General features: G+C 70.0%; 24 protein-coding genes. 13 read left to right on the forward strand and 11 right to left on the reverse strand.

What is annotated here, in order from left to right:
- The first annotated feature begins 71 nt into the window (after window positions 1-71).
- The 8 genes from ACFVXC_RS02930 to pssA all read left to right on the forward strand — a co-directional run bounded on the left by ACFVXC_RS02930 (window position 72) and on the right by pssA (window position 9,049).
- The gene (locus ACFVXC_RS02930) at window positions 72-881 is read left to right on the forward strand and encodes a TetR family transcriptional regulator (RefSeq protein WP_389900839.1); all 810 of its coding nucleotides are present in this window, start codon (window positions 72-74) and stop codon (window positions 879-881) included.
- A 419-nt stretch (window positions 882-1,300) separates the two neighbouring features.
- The gene (gene ccrA / locus ACFVXC_RS02935; protein ID WP_389900841.1) at window positions 1,301-2,638 is read left to right on the forward strand and encodes a crotonyl-CoA carboxylase/reductase; all 1,338 of its coding nucleotides are present in this window, start codon (window positions 1,301-1,303) and stop codon (window positions 2,636-2,638) included.
- 17 nt (window positions 2,639-2,655) lie between these two features.
- Window positions 2,656-4,683, forward strand: a complete 2,028-nt coding sequence (locus ACFVXC_RS02940; protein WP_389900843.1) for a methylmalonyl-CoA mutase family protein — start codon at window positions 2,656-2,658, stop codon at window positions 4,681-4,683.
- On the forward strand, window positions 4,680-5,645 hold the full coding sequence (locus ACFVXC_RS02945; RefSeq protein WP_389900844.1) for an HpcH/HpaI aldolase/citrate lyase family protein: 966 nt from the start codon (window positions 4,680-4,682) through the stop codon (window positions 5,643-5,645). Before ACFVXC_RS02940 ends, ACFVXC_RS02945 begins: the two co-directional genes overlap by 4 nt.
- 1 nt (window position 5,646) lies before the next feature.
- On the forward strand, window positions 5,647-6,174 hold the full coding sequence (locus tag ACFVXC_RS02950; protein ID WP_389900846.1) for a MaoC family dehydratase: 528 nt from the start codon (window positions 5,647-5,649) through the stop codon (window positions 6,172-6,174).
- 2 nt (window positions 6,175-6,176) lie between these two features.
- Entirely contained in the window at window positions 6,177-7,382 is a 1,206-nt protein-coding gene (locus tag ACFVXC_RS02955; RefSeq protein ID WP_389900848.1) for an acyl-CoA dehydrogenase family protein, read from the forward strand.
- A 169-nt stretch (window positions 7,383-7,551) separates the two neighbouring features.
- A complete protein-coding gene (locus tag ACFVXC_RS02960; RefSeq protein ID WP_160508247.1) occupies window positions 7,552-8,208 on the forward strand; it encodes a phosphatidylserine decarboxylase in 657 nt (218 codons plus the stop codon).
- Window positions 8,195-9,049, forward strand: a complete 855-nt coding sequence (pssA, locus tag ACFVXC_RS02965) for a CDP-diacylglycerol--serine O-phosphatidyltransferase (RefSeq protein WP_190080876.1) — start codon at window positions 8,195-8,197, stop codon at window positions 9,047-9,049. Before ACFVXC_RS02960 ends, pssA begins: the two co-directional genes overlap by 14 nt.
- An 86-nt stretch (window positions 9,050-9,135) precedes the next feature.
- Here pssA and ACFVXC_RS02970 read toward each other — a convergent pair whose 3' ends face one another.
- The 5 genes from ACFVXC_RS02970 to ACFVXC_RS02990 form a co-directional block, all read right to left on the reverse strand.
- Window positions 9,136-10,428: an ABC transporter substrate-binding protein gene (locus tag ACFVXC_RS02970; RefSeq protein WP_389900849.1), complete on the reverse strand. Its 1,293-nt coding sequence runs from the start codon at window positions 10,426-10,428 to the stop codon at window positions 9,136-9,138.
- The gene (locus ACFVXC_RS02975) at window positions 10,425-11,471 is read right to left on the reverse strand and encodes a branched-chain amino acid ABC transporter permease (RefSeq protein ID WP_389901549.1); all 1,047 of its coding nucleotides are present in this window, start codon (window positions 11,469-11,471) and stop codon (window positions 10,425-10,427) included. The genes ACFVXC_RS02970 and ACFVXC_RS02975 overlap by 4 nt, the downstream gene beginning before the upstream one ends.
- A 61-nt stretch (window positions 11,472-11,532) precedes the next feature.
- Entirely contained in the window at window positions 11,533-12,423 is an 891-nt protein-coding gene (locus ACFVXC_RS02980) for a branched-chain amino acid ABC transporter permease (RefSeq protein ID WP_389900851.1), read from the reverse strand.
- Window positions 12,420-13,196, reverse strand: a complete 777-nt coding sequence (locus ACFVXC_RS02985) for an ABC transporter ATP-binding protein (RefSeq protein WP_389901551.1) — start codon at window positions 13,194-13,196, stop codon at window positions 12,420-12,422. The genes ACFVXC_RS02980 and ACFVXC_RS02985 overlap by 4 nt, the downstream gene beginning before the upstream one ends.
- A 53-nt stretch (window positions 13,197-13,249) precedes the next feature.
- Window positions 13,250-14,062 (reverse strand): ABC transporter ATP-binding protein, encoded by an 813-nt coding sequence (locus ACFVXC_RS02990; protein ID WP_389900853.1) that lies wholly within the window; start codon window positions 14,060-14,062, stop codon window positions 13,250-13,252.
- Window positions 14,063-14,321: 259 nt separating this feature from the next.
- Here ACFVXC_RS02990 and ACFVXC_RS02995 point away from each other — a divergent pair, with 259 nt between their 5' ends.
- Window positions 14,322-15,521, forward strand: a complete 1,200-nt coding sequence (locus ACFVXC_RS02995; protein WP_389900855.1) for a PucR family transcriptional regulator — start codon at window positions 14,322-14,324, stop codon at window positions 15,519-15,521.
- A 123-nt stretch (window positions 15,522-15,644) separates the two neighbouring features.
- On the opposite strand, the gene ACFVXC_RS03000 is transcribed toward ACFVXC_RS02995, so the two are convergent.
- The gene (locus tag ACFVXC_RS03000; protein WP_389900856.1) at window positions 15,645-16,796 is read right to left on the reverse strand and encodes a glycerate kinase; all 1,152 of its coding nucleotides are present in this window, start codon (window positions 16,794-16,796) and stop codon (window positions 15,645-15,647) included.
- A gap of 189 nt (window positions 16,797-16,985) precedes the next feature.
- Window positions 16,986-17,198 (reverse strand): hypothetical protein, encoded by a 213-nt coding sequence (locus ACFVXC_RS03005; protein WP_389900857.1) that lies wholly within the window; start codon window positions 17,196-17,198, stop codon window positions 16,986-16,988.
- Between the two features lie 131 nt (window positions 17,199-17,329).
- On the opposite strand from ACFVXC_RS03005, the gene ACFVXC_RS03010 reads away from it, so the two are divergent.
- Window positions 17,330-18,391 (forward strand): ADP-ribosylglycohydrolase family protein, encoded by a 1,062-nt coding sequence (locus ACFVXC_RS03010; RefSeq protein WP_389900858.1) that lies wholly within the window; start codon window positions 17,330-17,332, stop codon window positions 18,389-18,391.
- A 91-nt stretch (window positions 18,392-18,482) separates the two neighbouring features.
- Window positions 18,483-18,974, forward strand: a complete 492-nt coding sequence (locus ACFVXC_RS03015; protein WP_389900859.1) for an NUDIX domain-containing protein — start codon at window positions 18,483-18,485, stop codon at window positions 18,972-18,974.
- 60 nt (window positions 18,975-19,034) lie between these two features.
- On the opposite strand, the gene ACFVXC_RS03020 is transcribed toward ACFVXC_RS03015, so the two are convergent.
- From ACFVXC_RS03020 to ACFVXC_RS03030, 3 genes are all read right to left on the reverse strand, one after another.
- Window positions 19,035-19,535, reverse strand: a complete 501-nt coding sequence (locus ACFVXC_RS03020; protein ID WP_389900860.1) for a methylated-DNA--[protein]-cysteine S-methyltransferase — start codon at window positions 19,533-19,535, stop codon at window positions 19,035-19,037.
- A gap of 31 nt (window positions 19,536-19,566) precedes the next feature.
- Window positions 19,567-21,066 carry an AlkA N-terminal domain-containing protein gene (locus tag ACFVXC_RS03025; RefSeq protein WP_389901553.1) on the reverse strand — a complete coding sequence of 500 codons (1,500 nt, stop codon included), beginning with the start codon at window positions 21,064-21,066 and terminating at the stop codon, window positions 19,567-19,569.
- A 202-nt stretch (window positions 21,067-21,268) separates the two neighbouring features.
- Complete coding sequence (locus ACFVXC_RS03030; protein ID WP_389900862.1) at window positions 21,269-22,678, reverse strand: phytoene desaturase family protein; 1,410 nt, start codon at window positions 22,676-22,678, stop codon at window positions 21,269-21,271.
- 98 nt (window positions 22,679-22,776) lie between these two features.
- On the opposite strand from ACFVXC_RS03030, the gene ACFVXC_RS03035 reads away from it, so the two are divergent.
- Complete coding sequence (locus tag ACFVXC_RS03035) at window positions 22,777-23,376, forward strand: hypothetical protein (protein WP_389900864.1); 600 nt, start codon at window positions 22,777-22,779, stop codon at window positions 23,374-23,376.
- On the opposite strand, the gene ACFVXC_RS03040 is transcribed toward ACFVXC_RS03035, so the two are convergent.
- The gene (locus tag ACFVXC_RS03040) at window positions 23,312-24,142 is read right to left on the reverse strand and encodes an inositol monophosphatase family protein (RefSeq protein ID WP_389900865.1); all 831 of its coding nucleotides are present in this window, start codon (window positions 24,140-24,142) and stop codon (window positions 23,312-23,314) included. The two genes, ACFVXC_RS03035 and ACFVXC_RS03040, sit on opposite strands and share 65 nt — an antisense overlap.
- 264 nt (window positions 24,143-24,406) lie before the next feature.
- Here ACFVXC_RS03040 and ACFVXC_RS03045 point away from each other — a divergent pair, with 264 nt between their 5' ends.
- On the forward strand, window positions 24,407-25,501 hold the full coding sequence (locus ACFVXC_RS03045; RefSeq protein ID WP_389900867.1) for a chemotaxis protein: 1,095 nt from the start codon (window positions 24,407-24,409) through the stop codon (window positions 25,499-25,501).
- The last annotated feature ends 15 nt before the right edge of the window (window positions 25,502-25,516 follow it).

A 25,516-nucleotide genomic window follows, 5' to 3' on the forward strand; every position in this document is an offset into this window, starting at 1 on the left:
GGCTGCTCGGACCGCCGGGCGGCCCCGTCCCGCAGGAGCAATCGGCTGCGCACATGCAGTACGTTCGGGTCATGCCCAAGGCCGCCAAGTCCTCACGTACGCCCGCTACGCCCGACGCCCCCGAGAGCGCGGCCGGCAGCCGCGCCGCCGCCCAACGGCTCAAGATGCGCCGGGAGCTGGCGGCGGCGGCGATGGAGCTCTTCGCGTCCAAGGGGTACGAGGCGACGACGGTCGACGAGATCGCCGCACAGGCAGGGGTCGCCCGCCGGACCTTCTTCCGGCACTTCCGCTCCAAGGAAGAGGCGATCTTCCCGGACCACGACGACACCTTGACCCGGGCCGAGTCGGTGCTCAACGCGGCACCGCCGCACGAGCACCCGCTCGATACGGTGTGCCGGGGCATCAAGGAAGTCATGAAGATGTACGCGGCGTCGCCCGCGGTGTCCGTGGAGCGGTACCGCCTGACGCGCGAGGTGCCGACGCTGCGTGAGCGCGAGATCGCCTCGGTGGCCCGTTACGAGCGGCTCTTCACGCGCTATCTCCTCGGCCACTTCGACGAGCAGGCCCACCACGACGGCAACGACGACCCGCTCCTCGCGGAGGTGGCGGCGTCGGCGGTGGTGACGGCGCACAACCACGTGCTTCGGCGGTGGCTGCGGGCGGGCGGCCAGGGCGACGTGGAGACCCAACTGGACCATGCCTTCGCCATCGTCCGCAGGACGTTCGGTTCGGGCATCGGGGCGGGGCGTGACACCACCACCACTCCGGCGGCGTCGGTGAGCACCGGGGGCGATGTGCTGGTCACCGTGGCACGGACGGACGCACCGCTCGACGAGATCATGCGGATGATCGAGAAGGCGCTGCGGGAGCGGGATTCATAGATCCAGACCTTCGAAAGGTCCCATTTTCGGCCCTTTTATCCTTGACATTAGAGGGGGCGCTACCAACCGGTAGCGCCCCCTCTGTCATGCCGTCATACCCTCTGACCTGCACTGATCGATCATCGGTCAAAAATTGATGGCACTCAGTGTCTTGCCCGCTGGCACGCGGTGTCATACGTTGATGTTGTCCGGGCGGCCGGCGTGCAGAGAACTTCCGTACGCCGGCTGTCCCCACAAGCCACGGCTCGTGTGCCCGGACGCCTGCGTCACAGGCAACCTCCCGCGCCACACCAAGCGCTGCCGAGCCACACCCTTCGCCGAACCGACGGCATCCCCTCACAAGCACCAGCAGCACCCGACGTAACCCTCAAGAGCGTGGTCCCCTCAAAGGGGGCACGAACTTCGCCGGAGGCATCACCGTGAAGGAAATCCTGGACGCGATCCAGTCGCCGGAATCCACACCCGCCGACTTCGCCGCTCTTCCCCTCCCCGACTCGTACCGCGCGATCACCGTGCACAAGGACGAGGCGGAGATGTTCGCCGGGCTCGAGACCCGCGACAAGGACCCCCGCAAGTCGCTGCACCTGGACGACGTGCCGGTTCCCGAACTCGGCCCTGGCGAGGCCCTGGTGGCCGTCATGGCCTCCTCGGTGAACTACAACTCCGTGTGGACCTCGATCTTCGAGCCGGTCTCCACCTTCAGCTTCCTGGAGCGCTACGGCCGCCTGAGCGAGCTCACCAAGCGCCACGACCTGCCCTACCACGTCATCGGCTCCGACCTGGCGGGGGTCGTGCTGCGCACAGGCCCCGGCGTGAACGCCTGGCACCCGGGCGACGAGGTCGTCGCGCACTGTCTGAGCGTCGAGCTTGAGTCCTCGGACGGCCACAACGACACGATGCTCGACCCCGAGCAGCGCATCTGGGGCTTCGAGACGAACTTCGGCGGCCTCGCCGAGATCGCCCTGGTCAAGTCCAACCAGCTCATGCCCAAGCCGGACCACCTGAGCTGGGAGGAGGCCGCATCGCCCGGCCTGGTGAACTCCACCGCGTACCGCCAGCTGGTGTCGCGCAACGGCGCCGGGATGAAGCAGGGCGACAACGTCCTGATCTGGGGCGCGAGCGGCGGCCTCGGCTCGTACGCCACCCAGTTCGCCCTGGCCGGCGGAGCCAACCCCATCTGTGTCGTCTCCAACGAGCAGAAGGCGGACATCTGCCGTGCGATGGGCGCCGACGCGATCATCGACCGCAACGCCGAGGGCTACAAGTTCTGGAAGGACGAGCACACCCAGGACCCCAAGGAGTGGAAGCGCTTCGGCAAGCGCATCCGTGAGCTGACCGGGGGCGAGGACGTGGACATCGTCTTCGAGCACCCGGGCCGCGAGACCTTCGGCGCCTCGGTGTACGTCACGCGCAAGGGTGGCACGATCGTCACCTGCGCATCGACATCGGGCTACAACCACGAGTACGACAACCGCTACCTGTGGATGTCCCTGAAGAAGATCGTGGGCTCGCACTTCGCCAACTACCGCGAGGCGTGGGAGGCCAACCGCCTCATCGCCAAGGGCAAGATCCACCCCACCCTGTCCCGCGTCTACTCCCTCGAAGACACCGGCCAGGCCGCCTACGACGTGCACCGCAACCTCCACCAGGGCAAGGTCGGCGTCCTCGCGCTCGCGCCGCGCGAAGGCCTTGGCGTGCGCGACCCGCAGAAGCGGGCCGAGCACGTCGACGCGATCAACCGCTTCCGTAACGTCTGAGGGTCGAGGGTTCGCACATGACAGAGCGTCAGAAGGACCGGCCGTGGCTCATGCGGACGTACGCAGGACACTCCACGGCCGAGGCGTCCAACGAGCTGTACCGGCGCAACCTCGCCAAGGGGCAGACGGGCCTCTCGGTCGCGTTCGACCTGCCCACGCAGACCGGCTACGACCCGGACCACATCCTCGCCCGCGGCGAGGTCGGCCGGGTCGGCGTCCCCGTCTCGCACGTCGGCGACATGCGGCGCCTGTTCCAGGACATCCCCCTGGAGCAGATGAACACCTCGATGACGATCAACGCCACGGCCATGTGGCTCCTGGCGCTCTATCAGGTGGTCGCGGAGGAGCAGGGCGTGGACATCACGCAGCTCCAGGGGACGACGCAGAACGACATCGTCAAGGAGTACCTCTCGCGCGGGACGCACGTCTTCCCGCCGGTGCCCTCCCTCCGCCTCACCACCGACATGATCACGTACACGGTGGCGAACATCCCCAAGTGGAACCCCATCAACATCTGCAGCTACCACCTGCAGGAGGCCGGGGCCACTCCGGTGCAGGAGATCGCGTACGCGATGTCCACCGCCGTCGCCGTCCTCGACGCCGTGCGCGACTCCGGGCAGGTGCCCCAGGAGAAGTTCGGTGACGTCGTCGCCCGTATCTCCTTCTTCGTGAACGCCGGCGTCCGCTTCGTCGAGGAGATGTGCAAGATGCGGGCGTTCGGCCGCATCTGGGACCGGATCACGCGCGAGCGGTACGGCATCACCGACCCGAAGCAGCGTCGGTTCCGCTACGGCGTGCAGGTCAACTCCCTGGGTCTGACCGAGGCGCAGCCCGAGAACAACGTCCAGCGCATCGTCCTGGAGATGCTGGCCGTCACGCTCTCCAAGGACGCACGCGCGCGTGCCGTGCAGCTGCCCGCCTGGAACGAGGCGCTCGGCCTGCCCAGGCCGTGGGACCAGCAGTGGTCGCTGCGCATCCAGCAGGTGCTCGCCCTGGAGAGCGATCTCCTGGAGTACGAGGACATCTTCGACGGCTCGCACGTCATCGAGGCCAAGGTGGACTCCCTCGTCGAGGAGTCGCTCGCGGAGATCGACCGCATCGAGCAGATGGGCGGCGCGATGGCCGCCGTCGAGTCCGGCTACCTGAAGTCGCAGCTGGTCTCCTCGCACGCCGAGCGCAGGGCCCGCATCGAGTCGGGCGAGGAGAAGATCGTCGGCGTCAACGCCTACGAGTCGACCGAGCCGAACCCGCTCACCGCCGACCTGGACACCGCGATCATGACGGTCGACCCGGCGGTCGAGAACCGCGTCGTGACCGCCCTGGGGCGCTGGCGCGACACCCGCTACCAGCCGCCGTTCAACCACCCGCGCCCCTGCAAGGCCCTGGCGAAGCTGAAGGAGGTCGCCGCGGGCACGGGCAACCTCATGGAAGCCACCCTGGAGTGCGCACGCGCCGGTGTGACGACCGGAGAGTGGTCCGGGGCCCTGCGGGAGGTCTTCGGGGAGTTCCGGGCGCCCACAGGCGTCTCCAGCGCCCCGGTGACCGTCACCGCGGAGGCGGGCACCCCACTCGCCCTCGTCCGCGACAAGGTGGCCAAGACCGCCGCCGACCTCGGCACGGGCAAGCTCCGCTTCTTGGTCGGCAAGCCGGGCCTCGACGGGCACTCCAACGGGGCCGAGCAGATCGCGGTGCGCGCCCGCGACGCCGGTTTCGAGGTGGTCTACCAGGGCATCAGGCTCACGCCCGAGCAGATCGTGGACGCCGCGCTCGCCGAGGACGTCCACGCCGTGGGCCTCTCGATCCTCTCCGGCTCCCACGCGCAGCTCGTGCCGGACGTGCTCGTGCGCCTGCGCGAGGCGGGTGCGCCCGACATCCCCGTCATCGCGGGCGGCATCATCCCCAACAGCGACGCCGAGGACCTGAAGGCGGCGGGCGTGGCCGCCGTGTTCACGCCCAAGGACTTCGGCATCACGGAGATCATCGGCCGTATCGTCGACGAGATCCGGAAAGCGAACAAGCTCGACCCTCTGGAGGTCCCCGCATGACCGCGCCCATCAACCGCCTTCGCCCCCGCCGTTCGTGTCTGGCGGTCCCGGGTTCGAACCCGCGCTTCCTGGAGAAGGCCCAGGGCCTCCCCGCCGACCAGGTCTTCCTCGACCTGGAGGACGCCTGCGCACCGCTCGCCAAGCCGGAGGCCCGGCACACCATCGTCACGTTCCTCAACGAGGGCGACTGGACGGGCAAGACGCGGGTGGTGCGTGTCAACGACTGGACGACCGAGTGGACGTACCGCGACGTCGTCACGGTCGTCGAGGGCGCGGGCCAGAACCTCGACTGCATCATGCTGCCGAAGGTGCAGAGCGCGGACCAGGTCGTCGCGCTCGACTTCCTGCTCACCCAGATCGAGAAGACGATGGGCTTCGAGGTCGGCAAGATCGGCATCGAGGCGCAGATCGAGAACGCGCAGGGCCTCAACAACGTCAACGCGATCGCGCAGGCTTCCCCGCGCGTCGAGACGATCATCTTCGGCCCGGCCGACTTCATGGCCTCCATCAACATGAAGTCCCTGGTCGTCGGCGAGCAGCCGCCCGGCTACCCGGCGGACGCCTACCACTTCATCCTGATGAAGATCCTGATGGCGGCGCGCGCCAACAACCTCCAGGCGATCGACGGCCCCTACCTCCAGATCAAGAACGTCGACGGCTACCGCGAGGTCGCGAACCGCGCCGCCGCGCTCGGCTTCGACGGCAAGTGGGTCCTGCACCCCGGCCAGGTCGAGGCCGCCAACGAGGTCTTCTCGCCCTCCCAGGAGGACTACGACCACGCCGAGCTGATCCTGGACGCGTACGACTACTGCACCTCCGAGGCGGGCGGCAAGAAGGGCTCCGCGATGCTCGGCGACGAGATGATCGACGAGGCGAGCCGCAAGATGGCCCTCGTCATCTCGGGCAAGGGGCGCGCCGCGGGCATGACCCGCACCTCCAAGTTCGAGATCCCGGAGGCCTGACATGCAGTTCGGCCGCACCTACGAAGAGTTCACCGTCGGGGACGTCTACAAGCACTGGCCCGGAAAGACGGTCACCGAGTACGACGACCATCTCTTCTGCCTCCTGACGATGAACCACCACCCCCTCCACATGGACAGCAACTATGCGGAGAAGACGACGGACTTCGGGAAGAACGTCGTCGTGGGCAACTACATCTACTCGCTGCTTCTGGGCATGTCCGTGCCGGATGTCTCGGGCAAGGCGATCGCCAACCTGGAGGTGGAGTCGCTCAAGCACGTGGCGCCGACCTTCCACGGCGACACGGTCTACGGCGAGACCACGGTCCTGGACAAGACTCCGTCGAAGTCCAAGTCGGACCGCGGGATCGTCTACGTGGAGACCAAGGGCTACAAGCAGGACGGCACGCTGGTCTGCGTGTTCCGCCGCAAGGTGATGGTCCCCACCGAGACGTACATCAAGGAGCGCGGCGGCGAGCAGCCCGGCCGCCCGGAGCTCCTGGACACTCCCAAGAAGACGCAGGAGAAGTAGCCATGAGCCGACTCGCCCAGACCGCGGGATTGACGGACGTCCAGCGAGAGATCCTGTCCACCGTCCGGGAGTTCGTCGACAAGGAGATCATTCCGGTCGCGACGGAGCTCGAACACCGTGACGAGTACCCCCAGCAGATCGTCGACGGCCTCAAGGAGTTGGGCCTCTTCGGGCTCATGATCCCGGAGGAGTACGGCGGTCTGGGCGAGTCGCTGCTCACGTACGCGCTGTGCGTCGAGGAGATAGCGCGTGGCTGGATGTCGGTCTCCGGCATCATCAACACCCACTTCATCGTCGCCTACATGCTCAAGCAGCACGGGACGCAGGAGCAGAAGGACACCTTCCTGCCGCGCATGGCGGCCGGCGAGGTGCGCGGCGCGTTCTCCATGTCGGAGCCCGCGCTCGGCTCGGACGTGTCGGCGATCACGTCCAAGGGCGTCAGGGACGGCGACGAGTACGTCCTCAACGGTCAGAAGATGTGGCTCACCAACGGCGGCACGTCCACGCTGGTGGCCGTTCTCTGCCGGAGTGATGAAGGACACCCCGAGGGCACGGCGCGCCACAAGTCGATGACGACCTTCCTCGTGGAGAAGGAGCCCGGTTTCGGAGAGGTCCGCCCCGGGCTCACCATCCCCGGCAAGATCGACAAGATGGGTTACAAGGGCGTCGACACGACCGAACTCATCATGGACGGGCTACGAATTCCGGCCAATCGCGTGCTCGGCGGGGAAACCGGACGCGGTTTTTACCAAATGATGGACGGCGTCGAGGTCGGTCGTGTAAATGTCGCGGCGCGTGGCTGCGGAGTCGCGCAGCGTGCATTTGAGCTCGGTGTCTCATATGCCCAGCAACGGCACACTTTCGGCAAGGCGATCGCCCAGCATCAGGCGATTCAGTTCAAGCTCGCCGAGATGGCTACCAAGGTCGAGGCCGCCCATGCGATGATGGTGAATGCCGCACGCAAAAAGGACTCCGGGGAACGAAACGACCTCGAAGCGGGGATGGCGAAGTACCTGGCGTCTGAATACTGCAAAGAAGTCGTAGAGGACGCGTTCCGGATTCATGGCGGTTACGGCTTCTCGAAGGAGTACGAGATCGAGCGCCTGTACCGTGAAGCTCCGATGCTGTTGATCGGCGAAGGTACCGCCGAGATCCAGAAGATGATCATTGGGCGCCGACTGCTCGAAGAGTATCGACTCCAGGGCTAGATGCCCGATTTGGGGTGATTTAACCGAGAAGAACGTCACACCCTGTCAGCACTCTTCGGCCGTCGACTCCACTTCCTGGCTTGCCCAGTTGTGGCTCGCAACCGATACCATCCGGAAAAAGCCGCCGTCCCCCGTTAGTGCGCGGCATCATCCGCTACGAAGGTCATCCATGCCCCACAGCCAAACCTCTGCACCACGCGACAGCCTCGCTGGCGTACGCCTTGCGCGCGGAGCATCGCCGTGGCTCCTGCCGACTGTCGCCACCGCGGCGCTCAGCCTCGTCCGTGCGCGCCGTTCCAAGGGCGCCGCGGCCGTGGCCGTGCCTGCCACCGCTCTGGCGGCGGGCATGCTGTGGTTCTTCCGCGACCCCGAGCGCGACATCGCCCAGGGCCGGGTCATCTCGCCGGCCGACGGTGTGGTGCAGAGCATCATGCCGTGGAAGGACGGACGCACACGCGTCGCGATCTTCATGAGCCCGCTGAACGTCCACGTCAACCGCGCGCCCCTGGCGGGCACGGTGACGTCCGTGGAGCACATCCCCGGCGGGTTCGTCCCGGCGTTCAACAAGGAGAGCGAGAACAACGAGCGCGTTGTCTGGCACTTCGACACCGAGCTCGGTGACATCGAGATGATCCAGATCGCGGGCGCGGTGGCGCGACGCATCGTTCCTTACGTGCCGCAGGGCACGAAGGTGGAGCAAGGCGAACGGATCGGCCTGATCCGCTTCGGCTCCCGCGTGGACATCTACCTCCCCGAGGGTGTCGACGTGGATGTCGAGGTCGGTCAGAAGACCGTGGCTGGGGTGACTCGAATTGACCGTGGTTGATCCTGAGACACAAGCGGGCTGGGTGCCCGAGGCGGCCGAGGACGAGGCCGACGAGGAGATGCCTCTCTCACTCCGCCTCTCGATAGCGGACACCCTCACGCTCGGTAACGCCACGTGCGGGTTCATGGCGGTGTACTTCACCACCACCGGCATCCTCATCCCGCACCTGCAAGGCAGCAACGAAAGCGGCATGGCGCGGCACTCCGCCGCGACCGCCGTGATCCTGATGCTCTGCGCGGCCGTCTTCGACCTCTTCGACGGACTCGTGGCGCGCAAGCTGCGCTCCTCGCCGATGGGCGCGGAACTCGACAACCTGTCGGACCTGATCAGCTTCGGTCTGGCCCCCGCGTACTTCGTGCTCGTCTACGGCATGGTCGCCGACGACGCGCACCAGAGAGTCGCCGCGGTGGGAGCGATCGTGGTGCTTCTGGCGGTGGTGCTGAGGCTTGCGCGGTTCAGTTGCGTGACCGTGAAGGACGGCACCTTCCAGGGCATGCCCTCGCCCTTCGGTGCTCTCACGGTCGTCTCGATCGTTCTCCTTGAGCTGCCCTTCGTGGCGACGCTCCTCGCGATCATCGGTACGGCGTGGCTCATGGTGAGCCGGGTCGAGTACCCCAAGCCGAGGGGTCCGCTCGCGGTGGCGATGCTCGCGTGGATCGTCGCGGCGATGGGTCTGCTCGCGGCCTGGGCCTTCGAGGCTCCGGGCGGACAGCTGCTGCTGCAGACGGGCTGCGCGCTGCAGCTGGTGCTCGGCGCGGTGATCCCGCTGTTCGCCACGGCCCGACGGGTGAACAACTTCCGGGGCAACCGGCGCGAGGCGCGGGCGGCACAGCTGCCGTAGCGGCGCTTGAACGGTTTTAAGGGGGCCCGAACCAAGATGGTTCGGGCCCCCTTTTGCGTGCCGTCTGTCGCCCTTCGGGCTCGTCCTCAAACGCCGGACGGGCTAAACCCCTCGGCCGCCGACGCCGTGAACGGCTCCTCGACCACCTTCATGCCGCCCGTCACGCCCTTGTCGGGGCGCAGGATCACGCTCTCCTTCGAGGAGGGCGCCTTGGGGTCGGTGAAGTCCTGGGAGACGCCGAAGCCCGTGTCGTAGGAGTCGATGGTCAGGAGCGCCTTGTCGACGCCCTGACGGGTGAGGTCCTTGCTCTCGCACGCCTTCTTCAGGGCCTCGCCGAAGACGGACGCCGCGGTCCATCCCGCCGTCACGCCGTTGTCCAGGGAGTCCTTGGGGTACGCCTTCTCGTAGTCGGCGACCAGCTTCTTGGCGACGGGGGTGTCCGCGCCGATCGGAAGGGTCGGCGAGGCCACGTAGTAGTTCTTCGCGAGGGCAGGTCCCGCCTGCGTCCCCAGGAGCTGGGGGGCGAACGCCGAGTTGTTGCCGATGACCGGGACGTCGAACCTGCCCGCCGCCGCGACACCCACGAGCGAGGCCGCCTGCCGCGGGCCCGCACTGATCACCACGGCCTTCACCCCGGCCTTCTTGAGGGCCGCTACCTGCGCCGTCATGTCGTTGTCGGTCGCCTTGATCTTCTGTTCCACGACGGTGAGCCCCGACTTCTCCGCCATGTACTTCGAGCCCTTCAGCGCGTTCTCGCCGTAGTCGCCCTCGAAGTAGACATGGCCGAGCTTGTCGCCCTTCTTGAGGCCCTTCTCCTTCATCAGGAAGTCGATCGCGTTGATCGTCTCCAGGTCGTACGTCGAGCCGACGACCCGGACGTACGAGCTGCCGAGCAGGTTCGCCGACCAGGCCTGCGGCAGGACGAGTCCCTTGTTGGACTCGACCCGCTGCTCGACCGCGGCGACGAACGGGGAGCCGATGAACTGGGCGAAGCCGAGGACGTCGGGCTCCAGCTCCGTGTACGCGGCGATCGCCTTCTGGGGGTCGTAGCCGTGGTCGCGGACGGTCAGCTTCAGCTTGCGGCCGCAGATGCCGCCGTCGGCGTTGGTCTGCTTGACGTACAGCTGCTGTGCCTGGGTGACGCTCTTGCCCAGGGTCGCGTAGACACCGGTCATGTCGGTGAGCACGCCGAGTGTGATCGTGTCGGCGGAGACGCCGACGCCGGTCTTGACCCCGCCCGCGCCCTCCTTGTCGCCCTTGTCGTCGTTCGCCTTGGAGCTGCAGCCCGCCACCGCGAGCAGTGCCGCGAGCGCCGTTGCCGTCGCGGTGGTCCTTCTCGTGGTCCGTCTCGTGGTCCTTCTCAATGTGCGTGAACTCATTGTTCCTCCCCTGGGGTTGGGCCGGACGCCGGCCTGGAGCGCCGGGCGGCGATGCTGGCCAGGCCGCCGGGCAGGAACAGCACCACCGCTACGACGGCGGCGCCGTACAGATACCGGGATGCCTCACCCGGTGTGATCCCGCCGGTCCCGGGGGCCGAGACCAGGGGCAGCGCGTCGCTGTACCGGGTCAGGAGCTGCGGCAACAGGGACACGACGGCCGCACCGGCCACCGCGCCCGCCACCGAGCCGAGGCCGCCGATGACGATCATGGCGAGGTATTCGAGGGACAGCGTGATGCCGAAGTAGTCCGGCACGGTGCGCTGGAAGACGAGGGCAAGGAGGACCCCTGCCAGGCCCGCGTACATCGACGACAGGACGAAGACGCCCGCACGGTAGCGGGCGACGGGCACCCCGATGACGCCCGCGGCGACGCGGTGGTCGCGGATGGCGTTCATCGCGCGCCCCGGCCGCCCGCGCAGCACGCCACGGGCGAAGAGGCCGCAGCCGGCGAGCAGGACGAGCCCCGCGTACCAGAGCTTCTCCGACGCCCCGAACGGCACGGCGGCGACGACGAGTTCACTGTCGTCGAAGGTGATGCCGAAGACACTCAGGGGCGGTACGTCGCGTCCGTTGGATCCGCCGGTCAGGTCATGGGCGTTGAAGAGCACGTGCTGCCCGATGAAGATGAGGGCGAGCGTCGCGATGCCGAGATACGCGCCCTGCAGGCGTCCCGCGATGGGGCTGAAGAGCCCGCCCGCGACCCCCGCGACGCCGACGGCCAGGGCGCCGGCGAGCCAGGTGGGAAGCCCGAGCCCGGTCAGGCCGCCATCACCGTCCCCCGCGAAGACGCAGTATCCGTACGCGCCGATCGCGAGGAAGAAGGCGTGCCCCATGGAGAGCTGCCCTGTCGCGCCGGTGAGGAGGTTGAGGCCGATCGCGCCGATCGCGGCCGCCATGGCGAACAGGCCCGCCTGGAGCCAGAACCGGTCGAGGTAGAAGGGCAGGGCGAGCAGGAGCACGGCTCCCGCGATCCATACGTACATCCGCGGGCGCGTCAGCCTCGTACGGCTTCGGGAGCGCAACTCCCTTCCACGGGCCAGGACTTCAGACACGGGTGAGCTCCTTCGTGCCGAAGAGTCCGGCGGGCCGGGCAAGGAGGATGGCGGTCATCACGAGGTAGGGCGCGAGGTCGCCCAACCCGCGCCCCAGGAAAGTGAGTTCACTCTGGTAGCCGGTGGCGAGGGACTCGGTGACCCCGACGACGAGTCCCCCGACGAGCGCGCCCGTGGTGGAGTCGAGGCCGCCGAGAATGGCTGCGGGGAACGCCTTCAGTGCGGCCAGGGAGGTGGCCCGTTCGAGCCCCGGGGTCGGGAAGACCGTAAGGAAGAGGGCGGCCACGGCGGCGAGTCCCCCCGCGACCGCCCAGGCGCCGAGGGAGACCCGGCCCAGGCGCACGCCCATCAGGGCGGCGGTCTCCGGGCTCTCCGCGGCGGCCCGCATCGCCACGCCCCAGGAGGTGTAGCGGAAGGCGAGCAGGAAGACGGAGATGAGGAGCGCGGCGGCTACGAACGCGGCGATCCGCGTGTACGCGATGGAGACAGAGCCGACGGTGAGTACCGAGTCGCCCCAGGGGTCGCCGAGGGAGAGCACATCGGTGCCGAGACGGCGGGTGAGTTCGGTGGTGAGCAGGATGTCGACGCCGATGGTGACGATGGCCAGGACGCTGTGGTCGGAGCCCCGATAGCGCCGCATGACCAGGAACTCGATGGCGGCGCCGACGACTGCGGCCCCCGCGATGCCGACGAGCAGCGCCGCCCAGAAGCCGATGTCGTCGTGCAGGGACGCGGTGATGTAGCCGCCCGCCAGGAGCAGCGAGGCGTGCGCGAAGTTCACGACTTCGGTGGCCCGGAAGATGACGACGAAACCGAGGGCGATGAGGGCGTAGACGGAGCCCATCGAGAGACCGTTGAGCAGCAGCTCGACGAAGGTGTTCATGAGGTGGCCTCCTCTCCCAGGTAGGCCCGCACGACCGCCGGGTCGTTCTGTACGGCCGCCGGTGCGCCGTCCGCTATGCGCCGGCCGAAGTCCAGTACGGTCACCGCGTCCGCGAGCCGCATCACCACCCCCATGTCGTGTTCCACCAGGACGATCGAGATTCCGAGGCTGTCGCGCACACCCGCGATGACGGCCGCCGTGCGCTGCCGCTCGTCCGCGGTCATGCCCGCGACGGGTTCGTCGAGCAGGAGCAGCCGGGGCTCCATGCACAGGGCGCGGGCCAGCTCGGCGAGCTTCTGCTGCCCGTACGGCAAGGCACCCGCCGGGGTGTGGAGTTGATGTTCGATGCCGACGAACTCCGCTATCTCACACACCCGTTCGCGGTGCCGTCGCTCCTCGCGCGCGGCCGACGGGAGGCGGAGCCCCGCGGCGACGAATCCCGTGCGGGTCAGCCGGTGGCGTCCGAGCATCAGGCTGTCGGCGACCGTCACGCGCGGCGGCAGGGCGAGGTTCTGGAAGATGCGCGCGACGCCCAGGCCGGCGATGCGGTGCGCGGGCATCGTCGTCAGCTCGTGCTCGCCGAGGCGGACGCTGCCGCTGGTGGCGCGGTACACGCCGGACAGGACGTTGAAGCAGGTGGACTTGCCCGCGCCGTTGGGTCCGATGACGGCGTGCACGGTGCCGGGCCTGACGGTGAAGCTGACGGCGTCGAGCGCGGTGAGGCCCGCGAAACGGACGGTCAAGTCCCGCACCTCCAGGGCGGGTACGTCCATTGCCTCCGGATCGGGTACGCCCGCCTCCTGCGCTCCTTGGTCCTCGTTCGTCGTCATCGTCGGCCCGCCCAGCGCCGCAGCACCGGCAGCGCGCCGACGCCGCGCGAGGCGTCGGCGGCGGCGGTCTCGTCGACCACACCGAGGTAGCGGCGGCGCACTTCGTCGGAGGCGGACAGCTCGTCCGCCGGTCCGGCGAGAGCCACTTCGCCCACGTCGAGGACGTACGCCCGTGAGGCGAGGCGCAGCGCGAGTGCGGCGTTCTGCTCGACGAGGAGGACCGCGGTGCCCTGGGTGTTGATCTCCTCGATGGTGTCGGCGATGCGTGCCGCCATCAACGGGGCGAGTCCCAGCGACGGTTCGTCGAGGAGCAGCAGCTTCGGCGAGGCCATCAGCGCCCTGGCCACCGCGAGCATCTGCTGCTCGCCGCCCGAGAGGAGCCCGGCCCGCTGGCCCGCGCGCTCGGCGAGCACGGGGAACAGTTCATGGACGCGGTCCAGGGCTCGGGCCTTCGCGCCCCGGCTTCCCGCTGAGCCGAGCGCGCCCGCCCGCAGGTTGTCGGCGACGGTCATCCGGGCGAACACCCTTCTTCCTTCCGGTACTTGGGAGACTCCGGCGGCGACCACCCGGTCGGCGTGCAGTCCGTCGATGCGCCGCCCGCCGAAGTGGATGGAGCCGGTGGTGAGCGCCCCCCGGTGAAAGCCGAGGGTGCGTGAAATGGCGCGCAGGAGCGTCGACTTGCCCGCGCCGTTGCCGCCGAGCACGGCGACGACGGCGCCGTCCGGCACTTCCAGCGACACCTGGCGCAGTGCGCGCACCGGCCCGTATCCGACCGACGCGTCCTGTACGACCAGTCCGGAACCACCCACCTGGACCCCCTTGTCCTCCGCTTGCCCTGCTCATGACGCCCGGCCGCTCGTGCCGCACGGCCCTGCACGTGGCGCTCACCCCAGCACCGCCGCGCCCGCCCCGTCCACGGCCTGTGTCCGAATCGCTGCGGGTGACCAGCGGGACCGGCCGCCTGTTGTGCACGGGCACAACACCGCGTGTCAGGGGCCTGCCAGGGCGGTCGAGCGATGGCATCCTCCGCAGCACGGAGTCATGGCGGGCGGCGGCGATGGAGGTTCCATGAGCGGACGCAGACCTCGGACGGGCCAGGACTGGAAGGTGCTCGAGGAGGCGTGCGTGGCACTGCTCCCCCGCGTCCCCGAGCTGGTGGACGAACATCTGCGGCAGCTCTTCGAGCACTCGCCGGTGTACGCGCGGGTCCTTCCGCACGACCAGCAGTGGCGGGAGGCGGAAGAAGCGATGCGGATCGGCATCGAGACCATCTCGGCGCCGCGCGCGTCACCGCGTCGCGATCTGGAGTACGCGGAGGAGGCCGGTCGGCGCCGGGCGCAGCAGGGCCTGCCGCTCGACCTGGTGGTGCACTCGTACCGCAACGCGGGCTATCTGGTCTGGGACTCACTGCTCGAAGGCACCGAGGGGCAGGCGCCGGAGAAGCTGGCGGTCCTGATGCGGTCGGCGACGATGGTGTGGTCGGCGGTCGACGCGCAGGCCCAGTCCGCGTCCGACGCGTACCGGGCGACGGAGATGGAGCTGCGGCGGCGCACCGACGAGCAGTTGCAGGCGCTGCTCGACGCGCTCCTTGAGGGCCAGTCAGGACCCGGGCTCGCCGCGCAGGTGGCCGCGGGGCTCGATCTGCCGGAGCGCGGCCCGTACGCGGTGGTGGTGCTGCGCGCCGAGCGGCGGGACGGACGAGCCGCGTTCCACCGGCAGATCCAGCGGGCCGGGTTCCGCTTCGTCTGGCGGATGCGGACGGACCGGGAGGTGGGGGTGGTGGCGCTCGGGGCGGAGGACGGCCTGGCCGAGCTGGCCGCCGCGCTTGACGGGCGGTGCCCCGGCCCCGGCGGCATCAGCCCTGTGGTGGCGGGACTCTCCGAACTGGGCCACGCGCGGCGTCTCGCCGAACTGGCCCTGCGCACGTGTCCCCCGGACGCGACCGGGATCGTACGGCTCGACGAGCGGATGCCGACAGCTCTGGTGGTGAGCCAGCCGGAGCTGTCGGGGCGCCTTGTGTCGGACGTCTTCGGGGAGGTCCTCGCCCTTGAGCCGGGGGATCGGGCGGTGCTGCTCGAGACGCTGGACGCGTGGCTGCTGTGCGAGGGGTCCGCGGGGCGGGCGGCGGGGCGGCTCTACTGCCACCGGAACACGGTCTTCAACCGCCTGCGGCGGCTGGAGCAGCTGACCTCACGGTCCCTTGCCCGGCCCCGGGATCTGATGGAGATGACGTTGGCCCTCGATGCGTATCGGCTCGCGCCGGGCTGAGGCGGACTACGGCCGGGCTGAAAATCCAGCCCGGCCGGTGTCCGGACCCCGTAAGGGGCGCGGGGAACTGCGCGACCAACCCCCACCGGCCCCAGGTGCGTCACCGCACCCGCAGCAGAGTTCCTAGCTCAGAAAGTCGCGGGCGATACCCTCCGCCACCGTCTCCAGGATGGGCCCCGCCTCAGCGATGCACCGGGCGACATCCGGCTCCACGTCAGTGAGTGCGTACGCGCGCCGGATGCCCGCCTTGCCCAGGACCTCCGCCGGAAGGGCCAGACGTCCGCAGACCGCGACGACCTCGACGCCCGCCTCCCGCGCCGCCGCCGCAACCCCCGCGGGAGCCTTGCCGTGGAGAGTCTGCTCGTCGAGCGAGCCCTCCCCCGTGATCACAAGGGACGCCCGCGCGAGCGCGGGTGCGAAGCCGAGGACGTCCAGCATGACCTCGATCCCGGGGCGGAAACTCGCGCCGAGCCCGACGAGAGCGCCATAGCCGATGCCACCCGCCGCGCCGGCTCCCGGGGACTCGGCGTACTCCAGGGCGGAGGAGCCCACCGACTCGGAGAGCACCTGCGCGAAGTGGGCGAGGGCCGCGTCGAGCTCGGCCACGTCCTGCGGGGTCGCCCCCTTCTGCGGCCCGTACACCGCCGGGGCGCCCTTCGGTCCGGTCAGCGGGTTGTCCACGTCGCTGGCCAGGACCAGGTCGACCGAGGCGAACCGCTCGTCGAGCCCGGACAGGTCCGCCGTGGCCAGCGAGGCGAGCGGGCCGCCGCCCGGCGCCACCGGCGCCCCTTCCGCGTCAAGGAACACCGCACCGAGCGCGGCCAGCATCCCGGCCCCGCCGTCCGTCGTCGCACTGCCCCCGACACCGAAGACGATCGTGCGCGCACCCGCGTCGAGCGCGGCGCGCAGCAGTTCCCCGGAGCCGTACGTCGTGGACGTGAGCGGGGCGAAGACGCCCTCGGGCAGCAGCTGGAGGCCCGACGCCTCCGCCATCTCCACCACGGCGGTCCCCTCCCGCAGCGCGTACGCGGCGGTGACCTCGTCACCGAGCGGTCCCGTGACCCGCACCTCACGGCGTTCGAAACCGGCCGCGACCGCCGCGGCCACCGTGCCGTCACCACCGTCGGCCACCGGCAGGGCCTCGACCTCCACCTGCGGGGCGACGCGGCGGAGCCCGGCCGTCACCCGCTCCGCGACCTGCACGGCCGTGAGTGATCCCTTGAACTTGTCCGCGGCGATGAGCACATGCCCCGCCGTCCCAGCAGCGTCCGCCACCTTGCATTCCCCTTGCTTTCCGGGCCTTGCTCGCGTCAAGGCAGTCGCGCCGCTGCGACCATAACCGCAGGAAGGGGCACCTGCCCATGGGCGCCCGCATTTCGGAGCCTCAGATCTCTCCCTTAAATCGCACTAAAGGGAGGGATAAGGGTGCACTGAGATCCCAGAAATGATCGATCAATGGCAGGTTCAGTCCGAGCCGCCCGCCCCACGCGAGTCGTACAGCTGGTGCACCGTGCGCCCTTCGCCGCCGATGGACACGCTGATGTGCTCCAGAACGTCCTCAAGCACGTCGATGTCCCCGGTGCGGATCAGCGGCTCGGACGCCGCCGCCTGGGCGGGGCCTGCACCGGCCAGCACCCCCAGGACCGCGGCGGCCAGCACGGTCGTACGACGCTTCATGAGCACTCCCGAGAATGTATATCCGGCAAGAATGTGCGCGTCCGATCGAAATCCAGACAAACGTCTCATGATCCGCGCCGAACCGGTGGCGTTGACCGCGCAAGGCGCACCGAATTCGGTAGACCGGACGCATGACCCCAGTGCATATGGAACTCGCCGACCGCGTGCTCGGCGGCTGGATCGGGCGGATCGCGGGCAACATGCTCGGCAAACCCATCGAGCGGGGCGACTACTGGACGCGTGAGCGCATCGAGCGCTATCTGCGGCAGGCCGACGCGCTGCCGCTCACCGACTATCTGCCCGAACCGCCCTCCTGGGTGGAGGAGTTCCAGCTGCGACCCGAGTGGAAACAGTGTGTGCGCGGCGGAGTGCACGGCAGTTGCCGTGACGACGACGTCGACTACGCGATCCTCGGACTGCACCTCCTGGAGACGCACGGGTTCGCGTTCAGCACCGAACAGGTCGGCGAGCTGTGGCTGCTCCGCCTTCCCTATCTGCAGACGTTCACCGCGGAGCGCGCCGCGTACCGGAATCTGGCGAACGGTCTCAAGCCGCCTCTCACCGCAACGTACGAGAACTCCTGCCAGGAGTGGATAGGCGCCCTCATCCGTGCCGACATCTTCGGCTGGACGAACCCCGGTGCCCCGCGCCGCGCCGCCTCCCTCGCCCGCCGCGACGCCGTGCTCTCGCACACCGGCAACGGCGTGTACGGGTCGATGTGGGCGGCGGCGCTCGTCGCTGCCGCGTTCACGGTGGCCACGCCGCGCGGCGCGCTCGAAGCGGCGTTCGGGGTGATCCCGTCGAGCTGCCGGCTCGCGCGTACGGTGCGCCGGGTCGTCACGCTGCACGAGGCCGGGCTCAGCTGGGAGGAGACGCTTGCCACCACCGAGGAGGAGACCTCCGGACTCGGCTGGATCCACGCGGTGCCGAACTCGGCCGTCCTGACCGCAGGGCTCCTCTACGGTGACGGCGACTTCACCCGCACCATCACCCTGACGGTGCGCGGCGGCCTCGACACCGACTCGAACGGCGCGACCGCCGGGTCCGTCGCGGGGGTCCTTTGCGGGGCCAAGGCGATCCCCGCGCAGTGGCGGGATCCTCTCGAAGACCGGGTGCGCAGTGCGGTGTTCGGTTTCGACGGCGCGAGGATCAGCGAACTCGCGGCAAGAACGGTCGAGTTGGCCGAGGCCTAGCACGGCCCCTCTCCCCTCCCTCCTCCCCCTCCCCCTCTCCCTCGCCCCTTTGCTCCCTCGCACCCTCTCCGCTCACGTCTACCCTTTCCAGGTGACCACTCAGGATTACGCCACGTACATCGCGGGCCTCCCGCGCATCATCGCCGGGGCCGCCGCGCTCTTCCGGGACTCCCAGGGGCGTGTGCTGCTCGTCGAGCCGAACTACCGCGAGGGGTGGGCCCTGCCCGGCGGCACCATCGAGTCCGACGAAGGCGAGACACCGCGGCAGGGGGCACGCCGCGAGACCGCCGAGGAGATCGGCCTGGACGTCGAGCTTGGCGCCCTGCTCGCGGTGGACTGGGTGCCGGGTACGGAGCGGCCTCCGCTGGTCGCCTACCTGTACGACGGCGGGGTGCTCCGCGACGACCAGCTGAAGTCGATCCGGCTCCAGGAGGACGAACTGCTCTCCTGGCGCCTCGTGGCCCGCGAGGACCTCGCGGAGTTCCTGCCGGGTGAGCTGGGGCTGCGGGTGCGGGCCGGGCTCGCGGCTCTTGACGCGGGGACGGGGGCGGCGGAGCTGGAGAACGGGGTACGCGTCGGCTGACCGTGCCGAGCCTTCGGAGGAGCGCCTCAGAAGAAGGCGTCACAAGGTCAAAGGAGCGCGTCAGAAGAGGGCGTCCTCGCTCCCCCCGGTCGCTCCCTCGAAGGCCAGCAGCCGCTGCTTGCGGTCGAGCCCGCCGCCGTAGCCGGTCAGGGAGCCGCCCGCGCCGATCACCCGGTGGCAGGGCACGATGACCCCGATCGGATTCTTGCCGTTGGCCAGGCCGACGGCGCGCGAGGCGTTGGGCTTGCCGAGGGCGGCCGCGAGCTCGCCGTACGTACGGGTCTCGCCGTACGGGATCAGCTGGAGCTGCCGCCAGACGGTGCGCTGGAACGGTGTGCCGTCGAGGCGCATCGGCAGGTCGAACTCCGTCAACCCGCCCGTGAAGTAGGCCTCCAGCTGGCTGGTCGTCTCCCCGAACGGCCCGGCGTCGCGGTCGCCGAACGTCTCCTCGGGTGGCCGGTGACGCTGCTCCGTCATGTAGAGGCCGCTGAGGGTGCCGTCGGTGGCCACGAGGGTCAGGGGGCCGTACGGGCTGTCGATGAGGGTGTGTTGGCGGTGCATGGGTCCTCTGTCCTCTGTCTCTGTGGCTCTCTTATGCCGGGATGCTGTTGTTTGCCGGGATGCTGTTGATGGGATGGCCGTCGGTCGCCCACAGGTACTGGACCGCGTACGCCCGCCAGGGGCGCCAGGCCGCGGCCCGCGCGGTCAGCGCCGCCGGGGTGTGCGGGAGCCCGAGTTCCTGTGCCGCGCGGCGGATCCCGAGGTCGGTGGGGAGGAAGGCGTCGGGGTCGCCGAGTGCCCGCATCGCGATGACGTCCACCGTCCAGGGGCCGAAACCGGGCAGTTCGGTGAGCCGCGCGCGGGCCTCCTCCCAACCGCTCTCCACACCGAGGCGGAGTGATCCGTCGGCGAGGTGGCGTACGAGCGTGGTCAGGGTGGCGCGGCGGCTGCGCGGCAGGGCGAGTGCCTCCGGGTCGAGCGCGGCGAGGGCTTGCGGTGCCGGGAAGAGGTGGGTGAGATCGCCATCGGGGTCGTCGATCGGCTCACCGTGCGCGGCGACCAGGCGTGCGGCATGGGTGCGGGCCGCAGCCGTGGAGACCTGCTGGCCGAGCACCGCGCGTACGGCGAACTCCGCCTCGTCGACGGTGCGCGGCACGCGACGGCCTGGCGCCTTGGCCACGAGGGGTGCGAGCAGCGGGTCGGCGCTCAGCTGACCGTCCACCGCGACCGGGTCCGCGTCCAGATCGAGCATCCTGCGGCACCGGCTGATGGCGATCGTGAGGTCGCGCATGTCGGTGAGGCTGAGGCGGCAGGCGATGTGGTCCGGGGCGGGGGCGAGGGCGACGACTCCGTGGCCGTAAGGGAGCCGGAGCGTGCGGCGGTAGGCGCCGTCGCGCCACTCCTCGACTCCCGGTACGGCGGTGGCGATGAGGTGGCCGAAGAGGTTGTCGGGGTTGAGCGGGGCGCGGAAGGGGAGGCGGAGCGAGAGGACGCCGGGCGTGGCGGAAGCCGCCGCGTTCCTCCTGCTCCGCGGGGCGCGCTCCCGCAGCTCGCCGGGGGCCAGGGCGAAGACCTCGCGGACGGTGTCGTTGAAGGTGCGGATCGAGGAGAAACCCGCGGCGAAGGCGATCTCCGCCATGGGCAGCGTGGTCGTCTCGATGAGCAGACGGGCGGTCTGGGCGCGCTGGGCCCTGGCCAGGGCGAGGGGTCCCGCGCCGAGTTCCGCGAGGAGCTGCCGTTCCACCTGGCGGGTGCTGTAGCCGAGGCGGGTGGCGAGGCCGGGGACTCCGTCGCGGTCCACCACGCCGTCCGCGATGAGGCGCATCGCGCGGGCCACGAGGTCAGCGCGCTGATTCCACTCGGGCGAGCCCGGGCTGCTGTCCGGACGGCATCGTTTGCAGGCCCGGAACCCTTCCTGCTGGCAGGCAGCCGCGCTCGGGTAGAAGCGCATGTTCTCGGGCTTCGGGGGGACGACGGGGCAGCTGGGGCGGCAGTAGATGCGGGTGGTCAGGACCGCGGTGTAGAACCACCCGTCGAACCGGGCATCTTTCGACTGCACGGCACGTACGCAGCGCTCGGCGTCGGTATGCATCGAGAGGGGCGGCGTGGTGGCGGCCGCGGCGTGCGGGTCGGTGGACATGCCTCAAGGATCGTCCACACCGGGTGGGGATGGCTGGCGAGAATCCGACATGGGCGTTGCCGCGGGGCGATCAGGCGGGTGGGCGAGTGGGAAAGGCCCGTTCGTCCGGAACAGAACGCGGGCAACAGTGACGCAGACCGGCAAGACGCACCCGTCAAGACGCGCGGAACCTGCGCCAGACCGCCTTCGCCGCGTTATGCCCCGACATTCCGTGCACACCGGGCCCCGGCGGCGTCGCGGACGAGCAGATGAACACGGCCGGGTGCGCGGTGCCGTACGGAAAGAGGGAGAGCTTGGGGCGGAGCAGCAGTTGGATACCGCTCGCGGCACCGCAGGCGATGTCACCGCCGACGTAATTCGCGTTGCGCGTGGCCAGTGCGGCGGGCCCCGCGGTGGCGCGGGCGAGGACGCGGTCACGGAACCCGGGAGCGAAACGCTCCAGCTGCCGCTCGATCGCGTCGGTGAGATCCCCGTCCCAGCCGTTCGGCACATGCCCGTACGCCCAGAAGACCTGCTTGCCCTCGGGCGCGCGGGAGGGGTCGACCACGCTGGGCTGCACGGTGATCAGGAACGGCGGATCGGGCGCGCGGTTCTCGCGCGAAGCGGCGCGCAGCGCGGCGCCGATCTCCGCGCTGCCGGCCCCGATCTGCACGGTCCCCGCGACCCGGGCCTCCTTCGCCGTCCAGGGGACGGGCCCGTCCAAGGCGTAATCGACCTTGAAGACGCTCGCGCCGTACCGATAGTTCTCATAGCTCCGTCCCAGACCCGCGATCCGGGCGAGGGCGGTGGGTGACGTGTCGAAGATGTACGCGCGCGCAGGCGGCAGATCGTCGAGCCGCTTGACCTCGTAGTCCGTGTGGACCGCGCCCCCGAGGTCCTTCAGGTACGCGGTGAGCGCGTCCGAGATCGACTGTGAGCCGCCCCGGGCGACCGGCCAGCCGCGGGCGTGCGCGGCCAGCGCGAAGACCATGCCGACCGCGCCGGTGGCGACTCCGCCGAGCGGGGCGATGACATGGGCGACGAGGCCCGCGAACAGGGCGCGGGCCCGGTCGTCGCGGAAGCGCCGCATCAGCCAGGTGGAGGGTGGCAGACCCGCGATGCCGAAGCGCGCGAGGGTCACGGGATCGCGCGGCAGGGCGGTCGACGGGAGCGCCATGAAGTCCTGGAGGAGGGTGTCCCACTTGTCGACGAAGGGCTCGATGAGGCGTCGGTACGCCCCCGCGTCCCGCGGCCCGAACGAGGCGGCGGTCTCGGCGACGGACCGGGAGAGCACGGCGGCGCTTGCGTCCAGGAAGGGGTGCGCCATGGGCAGCTGCGGCTGGAGCCACTCAAGGCCGTACCGGTCGAGGGGCATGGTGCGGAAAACGGGCGAGTTGATGCCAAGGGGGTGTGCGGCGGAACAGGGGTCGTGCCGGAACCCGGGAAGCGTCAGCTCCTCGGTCCGCGCACCGCCGCCGACGGTGTCCTTGGCCTCGAACACGGCCACCGAGAAGCCGCGGCGGGCCAGCTCGACGGCAGCGGTCAGACCGTTCGGTCCCGCCCCCACGATGACGGCATCAAGCATCGACGGCACCTTCGGACTCCTTTGTCAGCCGATGGCCTCTGCCGCCCAGGATAGGCGGGACCACCGACAGCGCCGTGGGCGCGGGTAGCCTCTGACGGGTGACGTACTGGTTTCACCAGGCTGACGCGGGCTCCGACGACTGGTTCGAGACCCAGGGCGAGGCGATCGCCGTACGTCAGGCGTCCTTCCGCGGTCCGCACGGTCCTGCTTCCGTGGCGTCCTCGCGCCCCGAACTGGCCTGGGTCCTCGACAAGTTCGAGATGCTGGGGGCGCAGCTGTACGAGGCGAAGTACGGCGAGCTCGCGAACGGCCCCGTCAGCATCGGGGAACCGGTCTCCGAGGCGGATTTCGAGGCGGCGTGGCAGCGTGCCCGCCACAGCCGGAACGTCTCGGCACCGGAAACGGGTGGCCCGCTGCCTCATGGCACCCGTCTGACCGGCACGGTCAGCGTCCTGCCGTGGGGCCCGGGGACGGTCGGGCTCTTCGTCGACCTGGGGCTGCCGATCGCCGGTTTCGTGGACATGCTGCAGCTGCCGTTCGACCCCGAGGACTGGCCGGACGCCGGCACCGTCGCCGAGTTCGAGGTCGCCACCGTGGCTTTCCACCTCGAGCCGCCGCGCAGTGCCCCGCAGATCAGGCTGCGGCCGACAGCAACCCCACCACCCGGTCGACGGTGGCCGCGTCCCGGCCGGCCGTGAACGGCAGCGCGTTCCCGCCCTCGATACGGAAGGGCTCCCCGGCGGCGGTCAGATTGCGGCCCCCGGCCTCGGAGACGAGGAGCAGCCCCGCCGCGTGGTCCCAGGCGAGCTCCCAGGAGAACGCGACGGCGTCCAACTCCCCCCGGGCGATGGCCAGATACTCAAGACCCGCCGAACCGCAGGGCCGCGGCGCGACGCCCTGCACGCGCAGGCCGAGCAGCGCGTGCTTCTGCTCCGGCGTGGTGAAGTCCGGGTGCGAGGTCGCCACTTCGATGACCTCCCCCGGCGAACCGGCCACAAGGCGCTCCCCGTCCAGCCAGGCGCCCTTGCCGCGCACCGCGACGGCCATCTCGTCGAGCGCGGGGGCGTACGTCCAGGAAGCGAGCACCTCTCCGCGCCACGCCAGCGCGATCAGCATGCAGAACCCGGGGTCGCCGCGCACGAACTGCCGTGTGCCGTCGACCGGGTCGACGATCCACACCGGCGCGTCGGTGCCTATCGCCTCGTAGATCGAGGGGTCCGCGTGCACCGCTTCTTCTCCCACGACGACGGAGCCGGGGAGCAGGGTGATGAGGGCTGCCGTCAGGTGCTCCTCGGCGAGCCGGTCGGCGACGGTCACCAGGTCGTGCGGTCCGCCCTTCTGGACGACGTCGTCGTCGGCGAGCTGCCGGAACCGCGGCATGACCTCGGCTGCGGCGGCCTTGCGGAGTGCTTCTTCGACATCGGGAACGCCACGTACAAGAAAGTCTTCGATCGCTTCGATCATGTCTCCATGAGAGCACGCCGGACTGACAATCCGTGCGGCTCGGCTGTACGGGGGCTGGATACGAGATGAATCCCCCGTGAACCGGCCCCGGGCCCCGGTCCGCGCCCCGGGGCCCTCGCTCTGCGGGGCGGCTACCGCCCCGCTGAAGTGACCACCTCCGGGCGATATGCCCTGATCATGGAACCGGCATAGGGTGCATCTCATGGCGTAACGACCTCTCCGGAGGTCCCTCATCCGCCGCCCCGCCCCGAAAGGGTGACGTCCATGCACCCCTCCCTCGACCCGGCCACGCTGGCCGGGCTGCGTCTGCCGCGCCCCTACCCCGCCGTCACGGTCCTGCTGCCGACCCACCGCAGGGAGCCGGACAACGCCCAGGACCCCGTGCGGCTCCGCAACCTCGTCGCCGAGGCCAAGGAGCGGCTGAAGTCCGACCCCGCCGTGGCCAGGGAGCAGCGGGCCGAGGTGGCCGCGCAGCTCGACCGGGCGGTGGCGGAGATCGATCTCGTGCACGCCGAGGAGGGGCTCGCCGTCTTCGCCGCTCCCGGGGAGCACCAGGTGTGGTCCCTTGCCAGGACGGTGCCGTCGAGGGTGGTGCTCTCGGACACCTTCCTGACGCGCAACGTCGTCGCGGCCCAGGCCGCCGAGCGCCCCTACTGGGTCCTCGCCGTCTCGGCCGACCGCGTCACGCTGTGGAGCGGCGCCCCCGAGCGGGTCACCCAGCACAAGACGGACGGATTCCCGCTGACCCGGAGCCTCGACGACCCGGACGCCGAGCGCAAGGAGCGGATCGGCGACCTGCCGAGCACCTTCCGCGACGAGCAGACCCGCAAGTTCCTGCGCGAGGCGGACTCGGCGGCGGCCGGAGTGCTCCGCGCCCATCCGCGCCCCCTGTTCGTGGCCGGGGAGGCCGCGGCGCTCTCCCTCATCGATGACGCCGGGTCGATCACCAAGGGAGCCACGAGGGTGCCGCACGGCGGCCTGGCCCACGGCCCGGCGCAAGCGGTGTGGCAGACGGTGCGCCCCTTCCTCGCGGCCCGGAACAAGGCCGAACTCGCCTCCACGCTGCATGAGCTGGACGCGGCACAGGGCCGACACCAGTACGCCGCCGGACTCGACGAGGTCTGGCAGAACGTCACGGCGGACCGGGTCCGCCTCCTCGCCGTGGAGGAGACCTACCAGGCGACCGTGCGCGACGACGGCGGGCATCTGGTGCCCGCCGAGTCCGACGATCTCGACGCGGTGGACGACGTGGTCGACGACATCGTCGAGCGGGCCCTGGACACCGGCGCCCAGGTCCGTTTCGTACCCGAAGGCACGCTCGCCGACCGGGGCCGGATCGCCTGCGCCCTGAGGTACTGACGCCGCCCCCTCGCG

It is taken from the genome of Streptomyces sp. NPDC058257 (assembly GCF_042881845.1).
GTDB lineage: Bacteria > Actinomycetota > Actinomycetes > Streptomycetales > Streptomycetaceae > Streptomyces.

Excerpts from the sequence above, each read along its gene's own strand:
- ACFVXC_RS02930 (WP_389900839.1), top strand. The coding sequence starts at position 72 with ATGCCCAAGGCCGCCAAGTCCTCACGTACGCCCGCTACGCCCGACGCC.
- ACFVXC_RS02940 (WP_389900843.1), top strand. The coding sequence starts at position 2,656 with ATGACAGAGCGTCAGAAGGACCGGCCGTGGCTCATGCGGACGTACGCA.
- ACFVXC_RS02945 (WP_389900844.1), top strand. The coding sequence starts at position 4,680 with ATGACCGCGCCCATCAACCGCCTTCGCCCCCGCCGTTCGTGTCTGGCG.
- ACFVXC_RS02950 (WP_389900846.1), top strand. The coding sequence starts at position 5,647 with ATGCAGTTCGGCCGCACCTACGAAGAGTTCACCGTCGGGGACGTCTAC.
- ACFVXC_RS02955 (WP_389900848.1), top strand. The coding sequence starts at position 6,177 with ATGAGCCGACTCGCCCAGACCGCGGGATTGACGGACGTCCAGCGAGAG.
- ACFVXC_RS02960 (WP_160508247.1), top strand. The coding sequence starts at position 7,552 with ATGCCCCACAGCCAAACCTCTGCACCACGCGACAGCCTCGCTGGCGTA.
- ACFVXC_RS02970 (WP_389900849.1), bottom strand. The coding sequence starts at position 10,428 with ATGAGTTCACGCACATTGAGAAGGACCACGAGACGGACCACGAGAAGG.
- ACFVXC_RS02975 (WP_389901549.1), bottom strand. The coding sequence starts at position 11,471 with ATGTACGTATGGATCGCGGGAGCCGTGCTCCTGCTCGCCCTGCCCTTC.
- ACFVXC_RS02980 (WP_389900851.1), bottom strand. The coding sequence starts at position 12,423 with ATGAACACCTTCGTCGAGCTGCTGCTCAACGGTCTCTCGATGGGCTCC.
- ACFVXC_RS02985 (WP_389901551.1), bottom strand. The coding sequence starts at position 13,196 with ATGGACGTACCCGCCCTGGAGGTGCGGGACTTGACCGTCCGTTTCGCG.
- ACFVXC_RS02995 (WP_389900855.1), top strand. The coding sequence starts at position 14,322 with ATGAGCGGACGCAGACCTCGGACGGGCCAGGACTGGAAGGTGCTCGAG.
- ACFVXC_RS03005 (WP_389900857.1), bottom strand. The coding sequence starts at position 17,198 with ATGAAGCGTCGTACGACCGTGCTGGCCGCCGCGGTCCTGGGGGTGCTG.
- ACFVXC_RS03010 (WP_389900858.1), top strand. The coding sequence starts at position 17,330 with ATGACCCCAGTGCATATGGAACTCGCCGACCGCGTGCTCGGCGGCTGG.
- ACFVXC_RS03020 (WP_389900860.1), bottom strand. The coding sequence starts at position 19,535 with ATGCACCGCCAACACACCCTCATCGACAGCCCGTACGGCCCCCTGACC.
- ACFVXC_RS03025 (WP_389901553.1), bottom strand. The coding sequence starts at position 21,066 with ATGCATACCGACGCCGAGCGCTGCGTACGTGCCGTGCAGTCGAAAGAT.
- ACFVXC_RS03030 (WP_389900862.1), bottom strand. The coding sequence starts at position 22,678 with ATGCTTGATGCCGTCATCGTGGGGGCGGGACCGAACGGTCTGACCGCT.
- ACFVXC_RS03040 (WP_389900865.1), bottom strand. The coding sequence starts at position 24,142 with ATGATCGAAGCGATCGAAGACTTTCTTGTACGTGGCGTTCCCGATGTC.
- ACFVXC_RS03045 (WP_389900867.1), top strand. The coding sequence starts at position 24,407 with ATGCACCCCTCCCTCGACCCGGCCACGCTGGCCGGGCTGCGTCTGCCG.